Here is a 13,557-nt window from a genome sequence, read left to right as displayed (position 1 = left end):
GGTCAGCCCTGCAGGATGGAAGAGACGAGCAACTGGGTGTAGGGATGCTGCGGATCGTCCAGGATCTGGTCGGTCAGGCCCTGTTCCACCACGCGGCCGCCCTGCATCACCAGCGTGCGATGGGCGAGCAGGCGCGCCACGGCGAGATCGTGAGTGACGAGGATGGCGGCAAGGCCCAGATCGGTCACCAGCCGGCGCAGCAGGTCCAGCAGCCGCGCTTGCACCGACACGTCGAGCGAGGCGGTCGGCTCGTCCATGAACACCAGGCGCGGGTGCGTCACCAGGTTGCGGGCGATCTGCAGCCGCTGCTGCATGCCGCCGGAGAAGGCGCGCGGGGTGTCGTCCAGCCGCGCCAGGTCGATCTCCATCTTTTCCAGCCATGCCCCGGCCACGTCGCGCAGCTCGCCGTAGTGGCGCTGGCCCACGGCCATCAGTCGCTCGGCGATATTGGCGCCGGCGCTGACCTGCATGCGCAGGCCGTCGCGCGCGTGCTGGTGGACGAAGCCCCAGTCGGTGCGCGCCAGCAGCCGCATGCGCGCGCTGGACAGGGTGGCCAGATCGGTCAGGCCGTTTTCGCGCATGTCGTAGCTGACCGAGCCGCGCTGCGCCGGCGCCTGCATCGAGAGCGCCTGCAGCAGGGTGCTCTTGCCGGAGCCGGACTCGCCGACCACGCACAGCACCTCGCCGGGATAGAGATCGAAGCTGACATCGTGGCAGCCGTGCACACCGTCCCAGGTGCGCGTGAGCTGGCGCACCGACAGCAGGGGTGTCGCGCTCATCGTGCGTTCCCCGCGGCCTGCATGGTTTGCGCGGCTTGGCGGTCCGCGCAGTATTCGGTGTCCGAGCACACGAACATGCGCGTGCCGGCATCGTCGGTGATGATCTCGTCCAGGTAGCTGTCGGTGGCGCCGCACTGCGCGCAGCAGGTGGACCACGTCTCGACGGAGAACGGATGATCGACGAAGTCCAGGCTCTTGACGCGGGTGTAGGGCGGCACCGCGTAGACGCGCTTTTCGCGGCCCGCGCCGAACAGCATCAGCGCGGGGCTGCGGTCCAGCTTGGGGTTGTCGAACTTGGGAATGGGCGAGGGACGCATCATGTAGCGCTCGTTGACGATCACCGGATAGTCGTAGGTGGTGGCGATATGGCCGTGGCGCGCGATGTCCTCGTAGAGCTTGACGTGCATGGCGCCGTATTCGGCCAGCGCATGCATGGTGCGGGTCTCGGTCTCGCTGGGTTCGAGCCACCGCAGCGGCTCGGGAATCGGCACCTGGAAGACCAGGGTCTGGCCTTCGCGCAGCGGCGTTTCGGGGATGCGGTGGCGGGTCTGGACGATGGTCGCCTCCGGCGTGCGCTCGGTGGTCTTGACGCCGGTGACGCGGCCGAAGAAGCGGCGGATATTGATGGCGTTGGTGGTGTCGTCCGAGCCCTGGTCGATGACCTTGAGCACGTCCTGGCGGCCGATGATGGCCGCGGTCACCTGGATGCCGCCCGTGCCCCAGCCATAGGGGAGCGGCATTTCGCGGCTGCCGAACGGCACCTGGTAGCCGGGGATGGCGACGGCCTTGAGCAGGGCCCGGCGCAGCATGCGCTTGGTCGATTCGTCGAGGTAGCCGAAGTTGTAGTGCGGGTCGCGCGCGACGCTGTCGTCGCGCACCGTGGCGTTGGCGGCGGTCATGCGAGGGTCTCCTCCACGGGCTGCTGCAGGTCGGGATGGGCGGCGTCGGTGTCGATGCCGACGGCGGCCGCGTCGTTGGCGGCCTCGTTGCCGCCGGCGCCCGCGCCGGACTGCGCGCGCAGGCGGCGCAGCAGTTCGAGATTGGTCTGGAAGTCGACGTAGTGCGGCAGCTTCAAGTGCTGCACGAAGCCCGAGGCCTCGACGTTATCGCTGTGGTACAGCATGAACTCGATATCGTTGGCAGGGGCGTCGGCGGCTTCGCCCAATTCCGCCGCGCGCATCGAGCGGTCGACGAGCGCCATGGACATCGCCTTGCGCTCGTTGTAGCCGAACACCAGCCCATAGCCCCGCGTGAAGCGGGGCGCTTCCTCGGCGCTGCCGGCGAACTGGCTGATCATCTGGCACTCGGTCAGTTCGATCTCGCCGATGGTCACGGCAAAGCCCAGCTCCTCGACGAACAACTCCACCTCGGCGGTGCCGTAGCGGATCTCGGCCGCGAACGGATGGGTGTTGCCATAGCCGCGCTGCGTGGAATAGCCCATGGCCAGCAGGAAGCCCTCGTCGGCGCGGGCCAGGTTCTGCAGCCGCGCGGCGCGGCCGGCGGGCAGGGTCAGCGGTTCTCGCGTCAGGTCGGGCGGCACGGGGTCGCCGGGCGGGATGGCGTCCGCTTCCACCAGCTCTTCCCTCTCCAGCAGGTCGGTGACGCGCGCCATGCCGGCGTCGTCGGCGGGGCGGCCGACGGGCATGGGCTCGTGCGCGCGTTCGGCCTCGAGGGAGAAGTCGAGCAGGCGCTGTGTGTAGTCCCAGGTGGGGCCGAGCACCTGCCCGCCCGGCACGTCCTTGAAGGTCGACGAGATACGGCGGCGCAGGCGCATGTCGCCGGTGTCCACCGGTTCCGTGTAGCCAAAGCGCGACAGCGTGGTGCGGTAGGCGCGCAGCAGGAAGATGGCCTCGATCTGGTCGCCGGCCGCCTGCTTGAGGACGAGCGCGGCCAGGTGCGGGTCGTACAGCGAGCCCTCGGCCATCACGCGCGAGACGGCCAGCGGCATCTGCTCGCGGATCTGCGCCAGCGTCAGCTCGGGCACCGAAGGGTCGCCGCGGCGATAGGCGTCGACCAGCCGGTAGGAGTTCAGGATGGCGCGTTCGCCGCCTTTGACTGCTACGTACATGTCAGTCCTCCACGATGGTGGTGCGCGCGAGCGCACAAATGCGGTTCCCCGCGGTCAGCAGCAGGTCCACGCCGAGCGGAAAGCCGGCATTGTTGGCGCGCCATTGCGCGCGGAAGCCCGGCGGCAGGCCGTCCGCGTGCAGCGTCCGCGTCGTCTCGATGCCGGGGCCGCGCAGCGTCAGCGCCTCGCCCTCGTCCAGCGATGCCATTTCGGCGATGAGCGTGGCGGAGCGGTCGGGGTAGGCGGGGTCGCCCTGGGCGCATCGGGACAGCGCCGGCATCGCGTGTCCGGCCGGCACGCACACGAAGGTGGCGGCCGCGAGGTCGTCCACCAGCGGGCAGCCGCAGTGGAAGCGCAGGAAGGCCCGCGCCGCGTCGCCGATGTCCGCGGGCAGCCAGACGGGCGTGTCGGGATCGGCCAGCGTCAGCAGCAGCGCCGCCATCGCGGGCGACAGGCCGGCGGGACAGCCGCAGCCGATGGCGAGCGTGGCAGTTCGGCCCGGGTTGGCGAACGCCTGCAGGGCGGCGGCGAACACCTGCTGCGCGTCATCGACGGGATCGCCGAAGCCCGGCAGCAGCGAGGTGGCGGAGCGGGTGGCCAGCGCTGCGGTCATGGTTTGGGTCGGCGTCATCTCAGTCGTCTCCGCGCGCCATCGTGAAAAACTCGACGCGCGTCTGCGCGGCGATTGCCGCCTCCTGCGCGGCACGGTCGGCCAGCCGGCGGGCGATCGGGGCCAGCACGATCTCCTGCACGCGCTGGTGCCATTCCGGGCGCTGCAGCAGCGCATCCAGCACGGCCGCGTGCTCGACATGGCGGCAGTCGCGACCTTGCACGTAGGCGACGCCGGCCGTGGCGCCGTCCTGCGTGCCCGGCGCGGCCTCGAGCACCACCGCGCAGCGCGAGACGGTGATCTCGCCGAGATTGAAGCGCGCGCCGGTGCCGCCGGCGCGGCCGCGCACCATCGCCATGCCGGACTCCGGCTTGCGCAGCAGGCGGTAGGCGGGCAGGGGAGCTAGCCCCGCGAGGCGGGCATAGGCGCCGGCGAGCGCGTCCGGCTCAGCCAGCGCCAGCAGCCGCAGCCACGCGGCACGGGTGGCGTGGGCCGGATCGTTCGGGTGGGCGGTGGAGCCCGGGTTGGCGGTTTCGCCTGTCATCGTCACCCCTATACGTCTATACGTTTAGATGTAGAGTGCAGCAGCACGGCGCTACTAGACCACGCCCGCATGACCCTTTGATGACGGACCCGCGCGCTGATCGGCTACCGCCTGCGAGGCGCGGCACTGGGGCACAATCGCACGTTGCTGATGAAAGCCCGATGACAAGAGGAAAGGCGAGATGTCGGAACGAGAATTGGAACGGGGGTCCGGGGTGGCCGTGTGGCGCCAGATCGGCGAGGCGCTGGCCGAGGACATCCGCAAGAAGCTGTACGCGCCGGGCGAGCAGCTGCCCCCCGAACCGGAGCTGGCGACGCGCTTCGCGGTGAACCGCCATACCGTGCGGCGGGCGATGAGCGAGCTGGAGCAGAGCGGCCTCGTGCGGATCGAACAGGGCCGCGGCACCTTCGTGCAGGAGCATGCGATCGACTATGCGATCGCGCGCCGCACGCGCTTCTCGGAGAACCTGGCCGCGCAGGGCATGCGCGGCCATACGGAAGTCGTCGGCAGCCAGGTGGGGCGGCTGCCGGAGGTGGCCCGCCATCTGGGCCTGGCGCGCACCGCCGAGATCGTCCATGTGCAGATGGTCGGCAAGGCCGACAACCGGCCCATCGACGTCGCGGAGCATTACTTCGAGGCCAGGCGCTTTCCCGACATGGAACGGCTGCTGCGCGAGGAGCGCTCGATCTCGCGCGCGCTGTCCAGCTGCGGCGTGGTGGACTACACGCGCAAATGGTCGCGCATCACGGCGGCACTGCCCACGGCGCCCGTGGCGCGCCTGCTGAACCAGCCCAAGACGCGGCCGGTGCTGCAGGTCGAGGCGCTGAACGTGGATATCGATGGCGCGCCCGTGCAGTACAGCATCACGCGCTTCGCGGGGGACTGGGTGCAACTGACGGTGTCGGACGCGGATTGAGTCGACTTTGTCCGGCGAATGGTCTAGACATCTGTCTGTCATGTACCGGCACTACTCTGCGACCATGCTCTCGAACGACCATCCCAATACCACGCCGCTCGCCGGCATCACGGGCAAGCGCGTGCTTGGTCCCGCCGGCCTCGTCCCCGCCACGCTGGCATTCCGCGATGGGCGCATCGCGGCCAACCCCAGGGGCTTCGGCCGCTGCATCGATGCTGGCGAGCTCCTGGTGCTGCCCGGCATCGTCGACCTGCACGGCGACGCCTTCGAACGCGCGGTCATGCCGCGGCCGGGCGTGTCCTTTCCCTACGGCGCGGCGCTTGCCGACGTCGACCGGCAGCTGCTGGCGCACGGCATCACCACCGAGTTCCACGGCCTGACCCTGTCCTGGGAAGGCGGGCTGCGCGGCGAGCCCTATGCGGTGCGCATGTTCGACGCGCTCGCGCAGCTCAAGCCGCTGCTCGGCGCCTGCCACCGCGTACACCTGCGGTTCGAGGCGCACCACGTCGAAGGCGTGGAAAGCGCGCTGTCGTGGATCGCGGACGGACGCGTGAGCCTGCTGGCGATCAACGATCATCTGCCGACGATGGCCCGCCGCATGGCCGACGAGCGCAAGATGATGGAGTACGCCTCCCGCGCGGAGTGCCATCTGGAGACCTTCCGCGAGCGGCTGCGCGCGGCGCAGGGCAACACGCCCAGGGTGCCCGAAGCGATGGCGCGGCTCACCGCCGCCGCCCGCGCCGCGGGCCTGCCGGTTGCTTCGCATGACGATCCCGATACCGCCACGCGGCAGCGCTACCACCGCCAGGGCAGCGCCATCGCCGAATTTCCGCTGACGGTGGATGCCGCGCGCACCGCCCGCCAGCTCGGCAACGAGATCGTGTTCGGCGCGCCCAACGTGGTGCGCGGCTCCAGCCATACCGGCGCGCCCAGCGCCACCGAAATGGTGGCCGCCGGCCTGTGCACGGTGCTCGCCTCCGACTACTACTATCCCGCGCCGTTGCAGGCGGCCTTCCGGCTGGCGTTGCTCGGCGTGACCGATCTCGCGGGTGCCTGGCAATTGGTGTCGCGCAATCCCGCGCGCGCGGCGGGACTGTCCGACCGCGGCGCGCTGGCGCCGGGCCTGCGCGCCGATGCCATTCTCGTCGACGACCGCGTGCCCTCGCTGCCGCGCGTGGTCGGCGTGATTGTCGGCGGCCATCTGCGCTACGCCACGATGGCGCTGCACACCGTCGACATGGCGCTGGACGGCGGCAGCGGCATGCCGCCCATGGCGGCATGACCATGCAGGCGCACCGCTACGCCATTTACCTGGCGCCCGCCGGGCCTTTCCACACGTTCGGCAGCCAATGGCTCGGCCGCGATGCGGACAGCGGCCGGCCGCTGGCGCCGCCCGCCACGGTGGAGGCGCGGCCGTCGCACTGGGTCGAGGCGCCCGCCCGCTACGGATTGCACGCAACGTTGAAACCGCCTTTCCGCCTGGCCGAAGGGACCGATGCGGCCATGCTGGACGCCGCCGCGCGCGCCTTCGCGGCGGGCCGCCAGCCCTTCGACGCAACGCTGGACCTGCGCGCGCTGCGCGGCTTCGTGGCGTGGTGCCTCGCGGACGAGGACAGCGGCGGTGCACGCGCCATGCACGCGCTGGCGGATGCCTGCGTACGCGATTTCGAGCGCTTTCGCGCGCCGGCCACGGCGGCGGAAGTGGCAAGGCGGGACCCCGGGCGCCTGTCCCCGCGCCAGCAGCACATGCTGCGCGAATGGGGGTATCCGTACGTGTTCGACACCTTCACCTTTCACATCACGCTGACCGGCATGCTGGCGCCCGCGGAACAGGAGGCGGCGGTCGCCAGCCTGCGTGCCGACACGGGCGCGTTGCTCGCCACGCCGCTCGCGGTGGACGCAATCAGCGTATTCGTCCAGCCCGAACCGGGCGCCGGCTTTGTCGCGGCCCGGCACTATGGCTTCGATGGCCGCACGCGCGACGGCGCGGGCGCGGCGTTCCTGCCATGAGCGCCGTCCCGATCGATGGCAGCGGCCTGTTCTACCTGATGGGGCCGTCCGGCAGCGGCAAGGATTCGCTGCTGCAGGCGTTGCGCCAGCGGCTGGGCACGGACCACCGCATCGTGGTGGCGCACCGCTATATCACGCGTGCCGCGGATGCGAACGAGGCGTCGGTGGCGCTGTCGGTGGAGGAATTCCGGCGCCGTGTCGCGCTGGGCTGCCTGGCGCTGCATTGGCACAGCCACGGGCTGCACTACGGCATCGGCGTGGAAATCGAGCAATGGCTGGCCCGGGGACTGAAGGTGATCGTCAACGGCTCGCGCGAATACCTGCCCGAGGCGCTGGCGCGCTATCCGAGGCTATGCGCGGTGCACGTGCGGGTGTCGCCGCAGATCCTGGGCGAGCGGCTGCGTCGGCGTGGGCGCGAGGAAGAGGACGCGATCGCCCGGCGGCTGGAGCGCGCGGCGCGGGCTTTTGAAGTGCCCGCGGGGTGCCGTCTGGTGGAGATCGACAATAGTGGGGCGCTGGAGGACTCCGTGGAGGCGTTTGTGGAGGTGGTTGGGGCGAAGGTCTGAGAGGTTGGCTGGGGCTTGGCTCTTGGATGCGGTCACCCTCGCCCCCGGCCCCTCTCCCGCTGGCGGGAGAGGGGAGAAGGGCGCGCTACCGGTCGAGGTGTGTTCCCTCTCCCGCTAGCGGGAGAGGGCCGGGGTGAGGGTGACCGCCCGCCATCCCTCAGACGCTGGTACTAAAGCTCAGCCCGTGCTCGGTAAACCCCAACCCCCGATAAAAGTCATGCGCCCGCAGGCGGCGCGCATTGGAAGACAGCGCCAGCTTTGCCGCCCCGGCTTCGCGCGCTAGCCGCATCGCCTCCATCATCATCGCCTTGCCGATGCCCGTGCCCCGCGCGTCGGGCGACACCACCACCGACTCGACGATGGCCTCGGGCCGGCCGTCGTGGACCATCACCGGAAACACCAGCAGGCAGAACGTGCCCAACGGCACGTCGTGCTCGTCCACCATGAACCAGCAGCGATAGTCCGGATAACGCCGCATCTGCGCATAGCGCTCGCGCATGGTAGCCAGCGGCAGCGGCGCTTCGTCGTCCATCGTGGCGAGCAGGGCGGCAAGCCGCAGCAGGTCCGCGTCGCAGTCCCGTACTTCGCGCAGGTGCAGTTGTCGTTCTTTCATGGCTGGGGCCGCGCGCAGCGCGCGGCGATATCGAGATAGTGGGACAGCGGCGGCGTGGGCAGGCCCACGACCTTGGCCAGGTCGTCATAGCGACGCAGCCGCACGGCCGCGTCGGCGTGCGGGCCGTTGCCGAAGGCCGCGGCCCGCGCCGCGTCGAACGGGCCGCCCTGCAGCGACAGGCTGTGCACCGAAGCCGGCGACAGCGTAGCGAAGTATGCCGGATCGACCGCGCACAGATAGCGCTTGGCGGCCACGTGCAGCCGCACCGGCTCGGTGACCGCCTCGCCGAACAGCGGGGCCAGCGCGGCGGCAGCGGCGTCCTGGTGGCGCATGTCGGTCGTCTGGTCCTCGGCCAGCATCAGATGGCCGAGATCGTGCAGTAGCGCGGCCACCACCAGCGCATCCGGTTCGCCGGCCTGCTCGGCGAGTTGCGCGCATTGCAGCGCGTGCGCGGTCTGGCTGACGGCCTCGCCGCCATACAGCGCGGTGCCGTGGCCGGCGAACAGGTCTTCGATGCGGGACAGCGTCAGCATGTTGGAAGCCTTCCGTGTGAGGGGCTCAGACCAGCACCTTGCGGATCTGCGCGGAGACGATATCGATGACGGTGACGAAGACGATGATCAGGATCATGACCGCACACGTCTGCGCATACTGGAAGCTGCGGATGATTTCCCACAGCACGGTGCCGATGCCGCCCGCGCCGACGATGCCGACCACCGAGGCCGAGCGCACGTTCGATTCGAAGCGGTACAGCGCGAACGACAGCCACAGCGGCAGCACCTGGGGAATCACGCCGTAGACGATCTCCTCCAGCCGCCCCGCGCCGGTGGCACGCACGCCCTCGACCGGGCGAGGATCGATGGCTTCGACCGCTTCGGCGAACAGCTTGGCCAGCACGCCGGTAGTATGGATCCAGATCGCCAGCACGCCGGCGAACGGTCCGAGACCCACGGCCACGATGAACAGCATCGCGAACACCATTTCGTTGATGGCGCGGCTGGCATCCATCAGGCGGCGCGCGGGCTGGTAGACCCACGCCGGCACGATATTGGCGGAGCACAGCAGGCCGAGCGGCACCGCCATGGCCACGGCCAGCGCCGTGCCCCACACGGCGATCTGCACCGTGACGAACATCTCCTCGAGGTAATGGCGCCAGTCGCGGAAGTCGGGCGGGAAAAAATCGGCGGCGAACTGCGCCATGTTGCCCGAGTCGCGCAGCAGGTCCATCGGGCGCATGTCGGCGCCCTGCCACGACATGGCGAGCAGGGCGAGCACGACAGCCCACACGAGCATGACGGAAAGGGAGGCGCGCGGCGGCCGAACGGGGGCTTGCGGCGCGGGCAGGCCGGGCTTGGCGGTGGCGGTCATGGGGGCAATCCGGTAAGAGGCGAACGGGCGCGAAGAGAATGCGCGGGGCGCGGGCCGGCGGCACGGAGCACGCCGGCCGCGAATGCGGCTTACTGCGTGCTGACGGCCTTGTCGAGCTCGGCCAGGCGGCGGCTCACGTCGGCCAGACGCTTGTCCTTGTCCGCGGCGGCCAGCGTGCCGTCCGATTCGATGCGGGCCTTTTCCTTGGCCAGCTCGATCTGGCGGATGGGCACCAGCTGCGCATCGCTGGACGCGCGGAAGCCCTGGTAGGTCAACGTGGCCAGGATCTGCTTCTCGCGCGCGGCGTCCGCGCCCTTGCCGTAGTTGACGAAGAACGTCTGGATCTTCGTCTTCAGCTCGGGCGACAGGTCCTTGCGGTAGACCATGGGGTCCGCCGGGATCAGCGGGGACTTCCACAGCACGCGCACCTGGTCATAGGGATTCTTGCCCGTGTTGATGCGATAGCGCTCCAGGTTCTCCGTGTTGTTCACGGCGACGTCCACCTGCTTGTTCAGCACCGACAGCAGGTTGGCTTCGTGGTTGCCGATGCGCACGGCCTTGAACAGCGTCTTCGGCTCGACCTTGTTGGCGGCCCACAGGTAGTAGCCCGGGACCGAGGTGCCCGAGGTCGAATTGGGATCGCCGGCGCCGTAGCTGAGTTCCTTGCCGCGCTTGATCACGTCCTCGACGGATTTCAGCTCGCTGTCCTTGGCCACGATCAGCAGCGACCAGTAGCCGGGATTGCCGTCTTTGTCGATCACCGAGGCGAACACTTCGCCGTTGGCGCGGTCGACCGCTTCCATCGCCGACTTGTTGCCGAACCAGGCGATCTGCACCTTGTTGAAGCGCATGCCTTCGATGATGCCGGCGTAGTCGGAGGCGAAGAACGGCTTGATGGGTACGCCGAGCGTCTTGCTCAGGTCGTCGATCAGCGGCTGCCAGGCGGACTTCAGGTTGGACGACGATTCGGTGGAGATGAAGCCGATGCTCAGGGCCTTGGCGTCCTGCGCGAAGGCGGGCGTGGCGACGATCCCCGAGGCGATCAGGGCAAGAAAGGTTCTGCGCAGCATGGAAAACTCCGGTTCGATAGCGGGGTTGGGCGAAAGCGGCAGGGAAATGCGGGAATGCGGGAATGCGGGAATGCGGGAATGCCGGCGGGGCCCGCTCAGGCGGCCGCCAGGTCCATCGTGACGGTGGCCGGCGCCAGCGTGCCGTCGGCCGGGCCGGCGACCCGGTCGGGCACCAGGTCGTGCAGCAGCTCGTCGGCCTCGGTGCCATACAGGTCGCGCAGCATGGTCTGCGTCAGCGCGCGCGAGGGGCCGTCGTAGACGACCTTGCCGTGGCGCAGCGCCACCACGCGCGGGCAATAGCGCATGGCGACATCGACCTGGTGCAGCGAGACCACCACGGCGACCTTGTGCGTGCGATTGATCTGCGTAAGCAGGGACATCACCCGGCGGCACGACTCCGGGTCCAGCGAGGCGATGGGTTCGTCGGCCAGGATCACGCGGGCGTTCTGCACCAGCGTGCGGGCGATGGCGGCGCGCTGCTGCTGTCCGCCGGAGAGGGTCGAGGCCCGCTGAAAGGCATAGTCGTCTATACCAACCTGGGAAAGCGCATCGAGCCCGGCGCGCAGTTCGGCGGACTTGAACAAGCGCAGCAGGCCGCGCCATTTCGGGATGCGGCTCAGCATGCCGACCATCACGTTGGTGATGACGGGCAGGCGGCCCACGAGATTGAACTGCTGGAACACGAAGCCGATTTCGGTGCGCACGCGGCGCACGTCGCGTGCCAGCCGGCCGTTGCGCTGCACGGTCTTGCCGTTGACGAGAATCTCGCCCGCGCCGGCGTCACCGGTGACGAAGCCGGCGATATGGCGCAGCAGCGTGGACTTGCCGGAGCCGGAGGCGCCAAGCAAGGCCACCATCTCTCCCGGTGCTACCTGCAACGTGACATTGTCGAGCGCCTTGCGGTCCGCGCGAAACGACTTGCTCAGGCCCCGTACCTCGATTGCATGGGTCATGTCGACTCCCTTGCTTGAATGACCTGCGCATTCTGGGGGGACGCCATGACAGAACGATGACGGGCGGGCAGTGCAGTGCGGGGCCCGCTCCCGGAGCAATCTGCCGCGAAGTGCTATGCCGCGCGCTCGGGCTTGGGCCTGCGCACGAGCCGGATGGTGCCGCCGGGACCGCCGCCGCAGAAAAACTGGCCGCCGCCGTCGGACTCGATGCCCGACACCGGCATGCCGGCTGGCATCTCAAGGGTTTCCAGCACGTCGCCGGTGGCAGGATCGATGCGCTGCAGCGCGCTGCTCTCGCCTTCCCATGTGCCATGCCAGAGCTGGCCGTCGGCCCAGGCGACGCCGGTGACGAAGCGGTTGGTCTCGATGGTGCGCAGGATCTCGCCGCTGTCCGGATCGATCTGGTGGATCTTGCAATGCTTGTACTGCCCGACCCACAGCGAGCCTTCGGCCCATGCGAGCCCGGAGTCCTCGCCCGCGCCGGGCGCGGGAATGGTGGCCACCACCGCGCCGGTGGCGGGATCGATCTTGCGGATCACACCGTCCGACATCTGGTACAGGTGCCGGCCGTCGAACGCCGTGCCCGCATCGGCCGGCACATCGAGCGTGCGCGGCGTGCCACCGGTCGCCGGGTCCACGGCCCTGAGCTTGTCGCCGGTGCCGAACCACACGTACTGGCCGTCATAGGTGAGCCCGTGTACTGCCTTGACGTCCGGGAAGGGGCCGTATTCGCGGACGATCTGTGCTTTGGATGTTTTCATGCCTGCATGCTAGTCCAGCGTGAGCGGTGCGGGGAGTAACAACGACGTCGCGAAGCCGGGCAGCGCGGGCATCGTCCACAGCCGCGCGCGGCCGCTGCCGATCGATTCGACCTTGCCCGCGCGGGCCAGGGCGTCGAGCGCGCGCTGCACGGTGCGCTGGCTGGCGCCCAGCGCCAGTGCCAGCGCCGAGCTGGCCCACGACTGCCCGTCGGCGAGCAGCGCCAGCACCGCCGCATGCGGCTCGTCGATGGGACGCGCGATCACCACGACGTCGCGTCCGTCGCGCGGCGAAAGCGCGTAGCCATGCGGGGTGGCGCGCACGTCCGCCAGCGGCGCGAGCAGGGCGCGCAGCCGGCCGATTTCCACGCGCAGGCGCGCGCGCAGCGAGGCATCGCGATGCCTGGTGCGAAAGGCCTGCGCGATCAGCGCGTCGCGCGGCACATCGCCCGGCCAAGCCTGCCCCAGGGCGCGCGCCAGCGCGAACAGCACCGGCCGCCGGGCCAGAGGCACCACCACGCGCACGTGGCGCACCGCATGGCGGCAGCCGTCGATCACCACGGCGCGCGAGGCGAGCAGCGCCTCGACGTCGTCCAGCAGCAACGGTCGCTCCTGTTCCCCCGCGACGAGGCGAGCGGCTGGCACGGCCAGCATGCGGCCCGCGCTTTCCACTTCCGCAAGCAGCCCCGGAATGCCCGCGCGCCGCGAGGCCGCCGCGGCGCGCGCGAGCGCCTCGCGCGCCTGCCGCGCCCGCACGCGGCGCATGGCGATGCCGGCGATGGCCAGTTCGTGGGCGGCCTGGTAGGCGGGGGGCAGGGAGCGGGGATCGAGCTGGAGCAGGCGGTGTTCGGCCTCGTCCAGCTGGCCGAGCAGCAGCAGCCGGCGGATGTCGAGATAGCGCGCGTGGGCGGCATTGACGCGGTCGCCGTGGGCTTCCAGCACGGCCCGCGCGGCCTCCAGCGCACGGGTGGGCCAGCGCAGGTCGCGCAGGGCCAGGGCGATCTCGGCCTGGGCGACGACACAGCGCGCGCGGGGGACGGCCGCCGTGGGGTCGAAAGCGCGCACCGCACCATCGAGCAGCGCGCTGGCGCGCGGCAGATCCCCGAGTTGCGCCATGGCGATGCCGCGCAGGGCCAGCGCTGGCGCGTCGTCGCGCAGGGCCACGAAGTTGAGCGCTGCCAGCGCATCGCCGGCGGAGAGCGCGCGCGCGGCGTGCGAAATGGCGGCGTCCATGCCGGGCGTCTCAGTGGATCGCGTCATCGCTTCGCTTTTGCCTCATCGCCTGATGCTCCGATCGCCGGT

General features: G+C 70.1%; 16 protein-coding genes. 4 read left to right on the top strand and 12 right to left on the bottom strand.

The window, feature by feature from the left end:
• Positions 1-2 precede the first annotated feature (2 nt).
• From phnK to phnG, 5 genes are read right to left on the bottom strand one after another with little or no spacing between them, the layout of a single operon-like run.
• Positions 3-779, bottom strand: coding sequence for a phosphonate C-P lyase system protein PhnK (gene phnK, locus LDO27_RS08240; RefSeq protein WP_224041078.1), 777 nt, complete (start codon positions 777-779; stop codon positions 3-5).
• Positions 776-1,678, bottom strand: a complete 903-nt coding sequence (locus LDO27_RS08235) for an alpha-D-ribose 1-methylphosphonate 5-phosphate C-P-lyase PhnJ (protein WP_224041077.1) — start codon at positions 1,676-1,678, stop codon at positions 776-778. Before LDO27_RS08235 ends, phnK begins: the two co-directional genes overlap by 4 nt.
• Positions 1,675-2,847 carry a carbon-phosphorus lyase complex subunit PhnI gene (locus tag LDO27_RS08230; protein WP_224041076.1) on the bottom strand — a complete coding sequence of 391 codons (1,173 nt, stop codon included), beginning with the start codon at positions 2,845-2,847 and terminating at the stop codon, positions 1,675-1,677. The genes LDO27_RS08235 and LDO27_RS08230 overlap by 4 nt, the downstream gene beginning before the upstream one ends.
• A 1-nt stretch (position 2,848) precedes the next feature.
• On the bottom strand, positions 2,849-3,478 hold the full coding sequence (gene phnH, locus LDO27_RS08225) for a phosphonate C-P lyase system protein PhnH (protein WP_224041075.1): 630 nt from the start codon (positions 3,476-3,478) through the stop codon (positions 2,849-2,851).
• A gap of 1 nt (position 3,479) precedes the next feature.
• Entirely contained in the window at positions 3,480-4,001 is a 522-nt protein-coding gene (phnG, locus tag LDO27_RS08220; protein WP_224041073.1) for a phosphonate C-P lyase system protein PhnG, read from the bottom strand.
• 181 nt (positions 4,002-4,182) lie between these two features.
• Here phnG and phnF point away from each other — a divergent pair, with 181 nt between their 5' ends.
• From phnF to phnN, 4 genes are all read left to right on the top strand, one after another.
• The gene (phnF, locus tag LDO27_RS08215) at positions 4,183-4,917 is read left to right on the top strand and encodes a phosphonate metabolism transcriptional regulator PhnF (RefSeq protein WP_224041071.1); all 735 of its coding nucleotides are present in this window, start codon (positions 4,183-4,185) and stop codon (positions 4,915-4,917) included.
• 64 nt (positions 4,918-4,981) lie between these two features.
• Positions 4,982-6,199, top strand: coding sequence for an alpha-D-ribose 1-methylphosphonate 5-triphosphate diphosphatase (locus LDO27_RS08210; protein WP_224041069.1), 1,218 nt, complete (start codon positions 4,982-4,984; stop codon positions 6,197-6,199).
• Positions 6,196-6,927, top strand: a complete 732-nt coding sequence (locus LDO27_RS08205) for a DUF1045 domain-containing protein (RefSeq protein WP_224041067.1) — start codon at positions 6,196-6,198, stop codon at positions 6,925-6,927. The genes LDO27_RS08210 and LDO27_RS08205 overlap by 4 nt, the downstream gene beginning before the upstream one ends.
• Entirely contained in the window at positions 6,924-7,493 is a 570-nt protein-coding gene (gene phnN / locus LDO27_RS08200) for a phosphonate metabolism protein/1,5-bisphosphokinase (PRPP-forming) PhnN (protein ID WP_224041065.1), read from the top strand. Before LDO27_RS08205 ends, phnN begins: the two co-directional genes overlap by 4 nt.
• Before the next feature lie 157 nt (positions 7,494-7,650).
• Here the strand turns inward: phnN and LDO27_RS08195 are convergent, their stop codons facing one another.
• The 7 genes from LDO27_RS08195 to LDO27_RS08165 form a co-directional block, all read right to left on the bottom strand.
• Positions 7,651-8,106: a GNAT family N-acetyltransferase gene (locus tag LDO27_RS08195; RefSeq protein WP_222201034.1), complete on the bottom strand. Its 456-nt coding sequence runs from the start codon at positions 8,104-8,106 to the stop codon at positions 7,651-7,653.
• The gene (locus LDO27_RS08190) at positions 8,103-8,639 is read right to left on the bottom strand and encodes a phosphonate degradation HD-domain oxygenase (protein WP_224041063.1); all 537 of its coding nucleotides are present in this window, start codon (positions 8,637-8,639) and stop codon (positions 8,103-8,105) included. Before LDO27_RS08190 ends, LDO27_RS08195 begins: the two co-directional genes overlap by 4 nt.
• A 25-nt stretch (positions 8,640-8,664) precedes the next feature.
• Positions 8,665-9,474 (bottom strand): phosphonate ABC transporter, permease protein PhnE, encoded by an 810-nt coding sequence (gene phnE, locus LDO27_RS08185; RefSeq protein ID WP_222201032.1) that lies wholly within the window; start codon positions 9,472-9,474, stop codon positions 8,665-8,667.
• Between the two features lie 89 nt (positions 9,475-9,563).
• On the bottom strand, positions 9,564-10,544 hold the full coding sequence (phnD, locus tag LDO27_RS08180; protein WP_224041062.1) for a phosphonate ABC transporter substrate-binding protein: 981 nt from the start codon (positions 10,542-10,544) through the stop codon (positions 9,564-9,566).
• Between the two features lie 95 nt (positions 10,545-10,639).
• Complete coding sequence (phnC, locus tag LDO27_RS08175; RefSeq protein ID WP_222201030.1) at positions 10,640-11,497, bottom strand: phosphonate ABC transporter ATP-binding protein; 858 nt, start codon at positions 11,495-11,497, stop codon at positions 10,640-10,642.
• Between the two features lie 113 nt (positions 11,498-11,610).
• The gene (locus LDO27_RS08170) at positions 11,611-12,258 is read right to left on the bottom strand and encodes a Vgb family protein (protein WP_224041061.1); all 648 of its coding nucleotides are present in this window, start codon (positions 12,256-12,258) and stop codon (positions 11,611-11,613) included.
• A 9-nt stretch (positions 12,259-12,267) separates the two neighbouring features.
• Positions 12,268-13,488, bottom strand: coding sequence for a helix-turn-helix domain-containing protein (locus LDO27_RS08165; RefSeq protein WP_224042483.1), 1,221 nt, complete (start codon positions 13,486-13,488; stop codon positions 12,268-12,270).
• Between the last annotated feature and the right edge of the window lie 69 nt (positions 13,489-13,557).

The sequence above is a fragment of the Cupriavidus respiraculi genome (assembly GCF_914271545.1).
GTDB classification, from domain to species: Bacteria; Pseudomonadota; Gammaproteobacteria; order Burkholderiales; family Burkholderiaceae; genus Cupriavidus; species Cupriavidus respiraculi.
Note: the sequence above shows the minus strand (reverse complement) of the source record. Positions and strands in the feature narration are given on the sequence as shown.

Bases quoted from the DNA above. Each gene is read 5' to 3' on its own strand.
- phnE (WP_222201032.1), bottom strand. From the start codon at position 9,474: ATGACCGCCACCGCCAAGCCCGGCCTGCCCGCGCCGCAAGCCCCCGTT.
- LDO27_RS08170 (WP_224041061.1), bottom strand. From the start codon at position 12,258: ATGAAAACATCCAAAGCACAGATCGTCCGCGAATACGGCCCCTTCCCG.
- LDO27_RS08235 (WP_224041077.1), bottom strand. From the start codon at position 1,678: ATGACCGCCGCCAACGCCACGGTGCGCGACGACAGCGTCGCGCGCGAC.
- LDO27_RS08165 (WP_224042483.1), bottom strand. From the start codon at position 13,488: ATGGACGCCGCCATTTCGCACGCCGCGCGCGCGCTCTCCGCCGGCGAT.
- LDO27_RS08190 (WP_224041063.1), bottom strand. From the start codon at position 8,639: ATGCTGACGCTGTCCCGCATCGAAGACCTGTTCGCCGGCCACGGCACC.
- phnG (WP_224041073.1), bottom strand. From the start codon at position 4,001: ATGACAGGCGAAACCGCCAACCCGGGCTCCACCGCCCACCCGAACGAT.
- phnF (WP_224041071.1), top strand. From the start codon at position 4,183: ATGTCGGAACGAGAATTGGAACGGGGGTCCGGGGTGGCCGTGTGGCGC.
- phnH (WP_224041075.1), bottom strand. From the start codon at position 3,478: ATGACGCCGACCCAAACCATGACCGCAGCGCTGGCCACCCGCTCCGCC.
- phnD (WP_224041062.1), bottom strand. From the start codon at position 10,544: ATGCTGCGCAGAACCTTTCTTGCCCTGATCGCCTCGGGGATCGTCGCC.
- LDO27_RS08230 (WP_224041076.1), bottom strand. From the start codon at position 2,847: ATGTACGTAGCAGTCAAAGGCGGCGAACGCGCCATCCTGAACTCCTAC.
- phnC (WP_222201030.1), bottom strand. From the start codon at position 11,497: ATGACCCATGCAATCGAGGTACGGGGCCTGAGCAAGTCGTTTCGCGCG.
- LDO27_RS08205 (WP_224041067.1), top strand. From the start codon at position 6,196: ATGACCATGCAGGCGCACCGCTACGCCATTTACCTGGCGCCCGCCGGG.
- phnN (WP_224041065.1), top strand. From the start codon at position 6,924: ATGAGCGCCGTCCCGATCGATGGCAGCGGCCTGTTCTACCTGATGGGG.
- LDO27_RS08210 (WP_224041069.1), top strand. From the start codon at position 4,982: ATGCTCTCGAACGACCATCCCAATACCACGCCGCTCGCCGGCATCACG.
- LDO27_RS08195 (WP_222201034.1), bottom strand. From the start codon at position 8,106: ATGAAAGAACGACAACTGCACCTGCGCGAAGTACGGGACTGCGACGCG.
- phnK (WP_224041078.1), bottom strand. From the start codon at position 779: ATGAGCGCGACACCCCTGCTGTCGGTGCGCCAGCTCACGCGCACCTGG.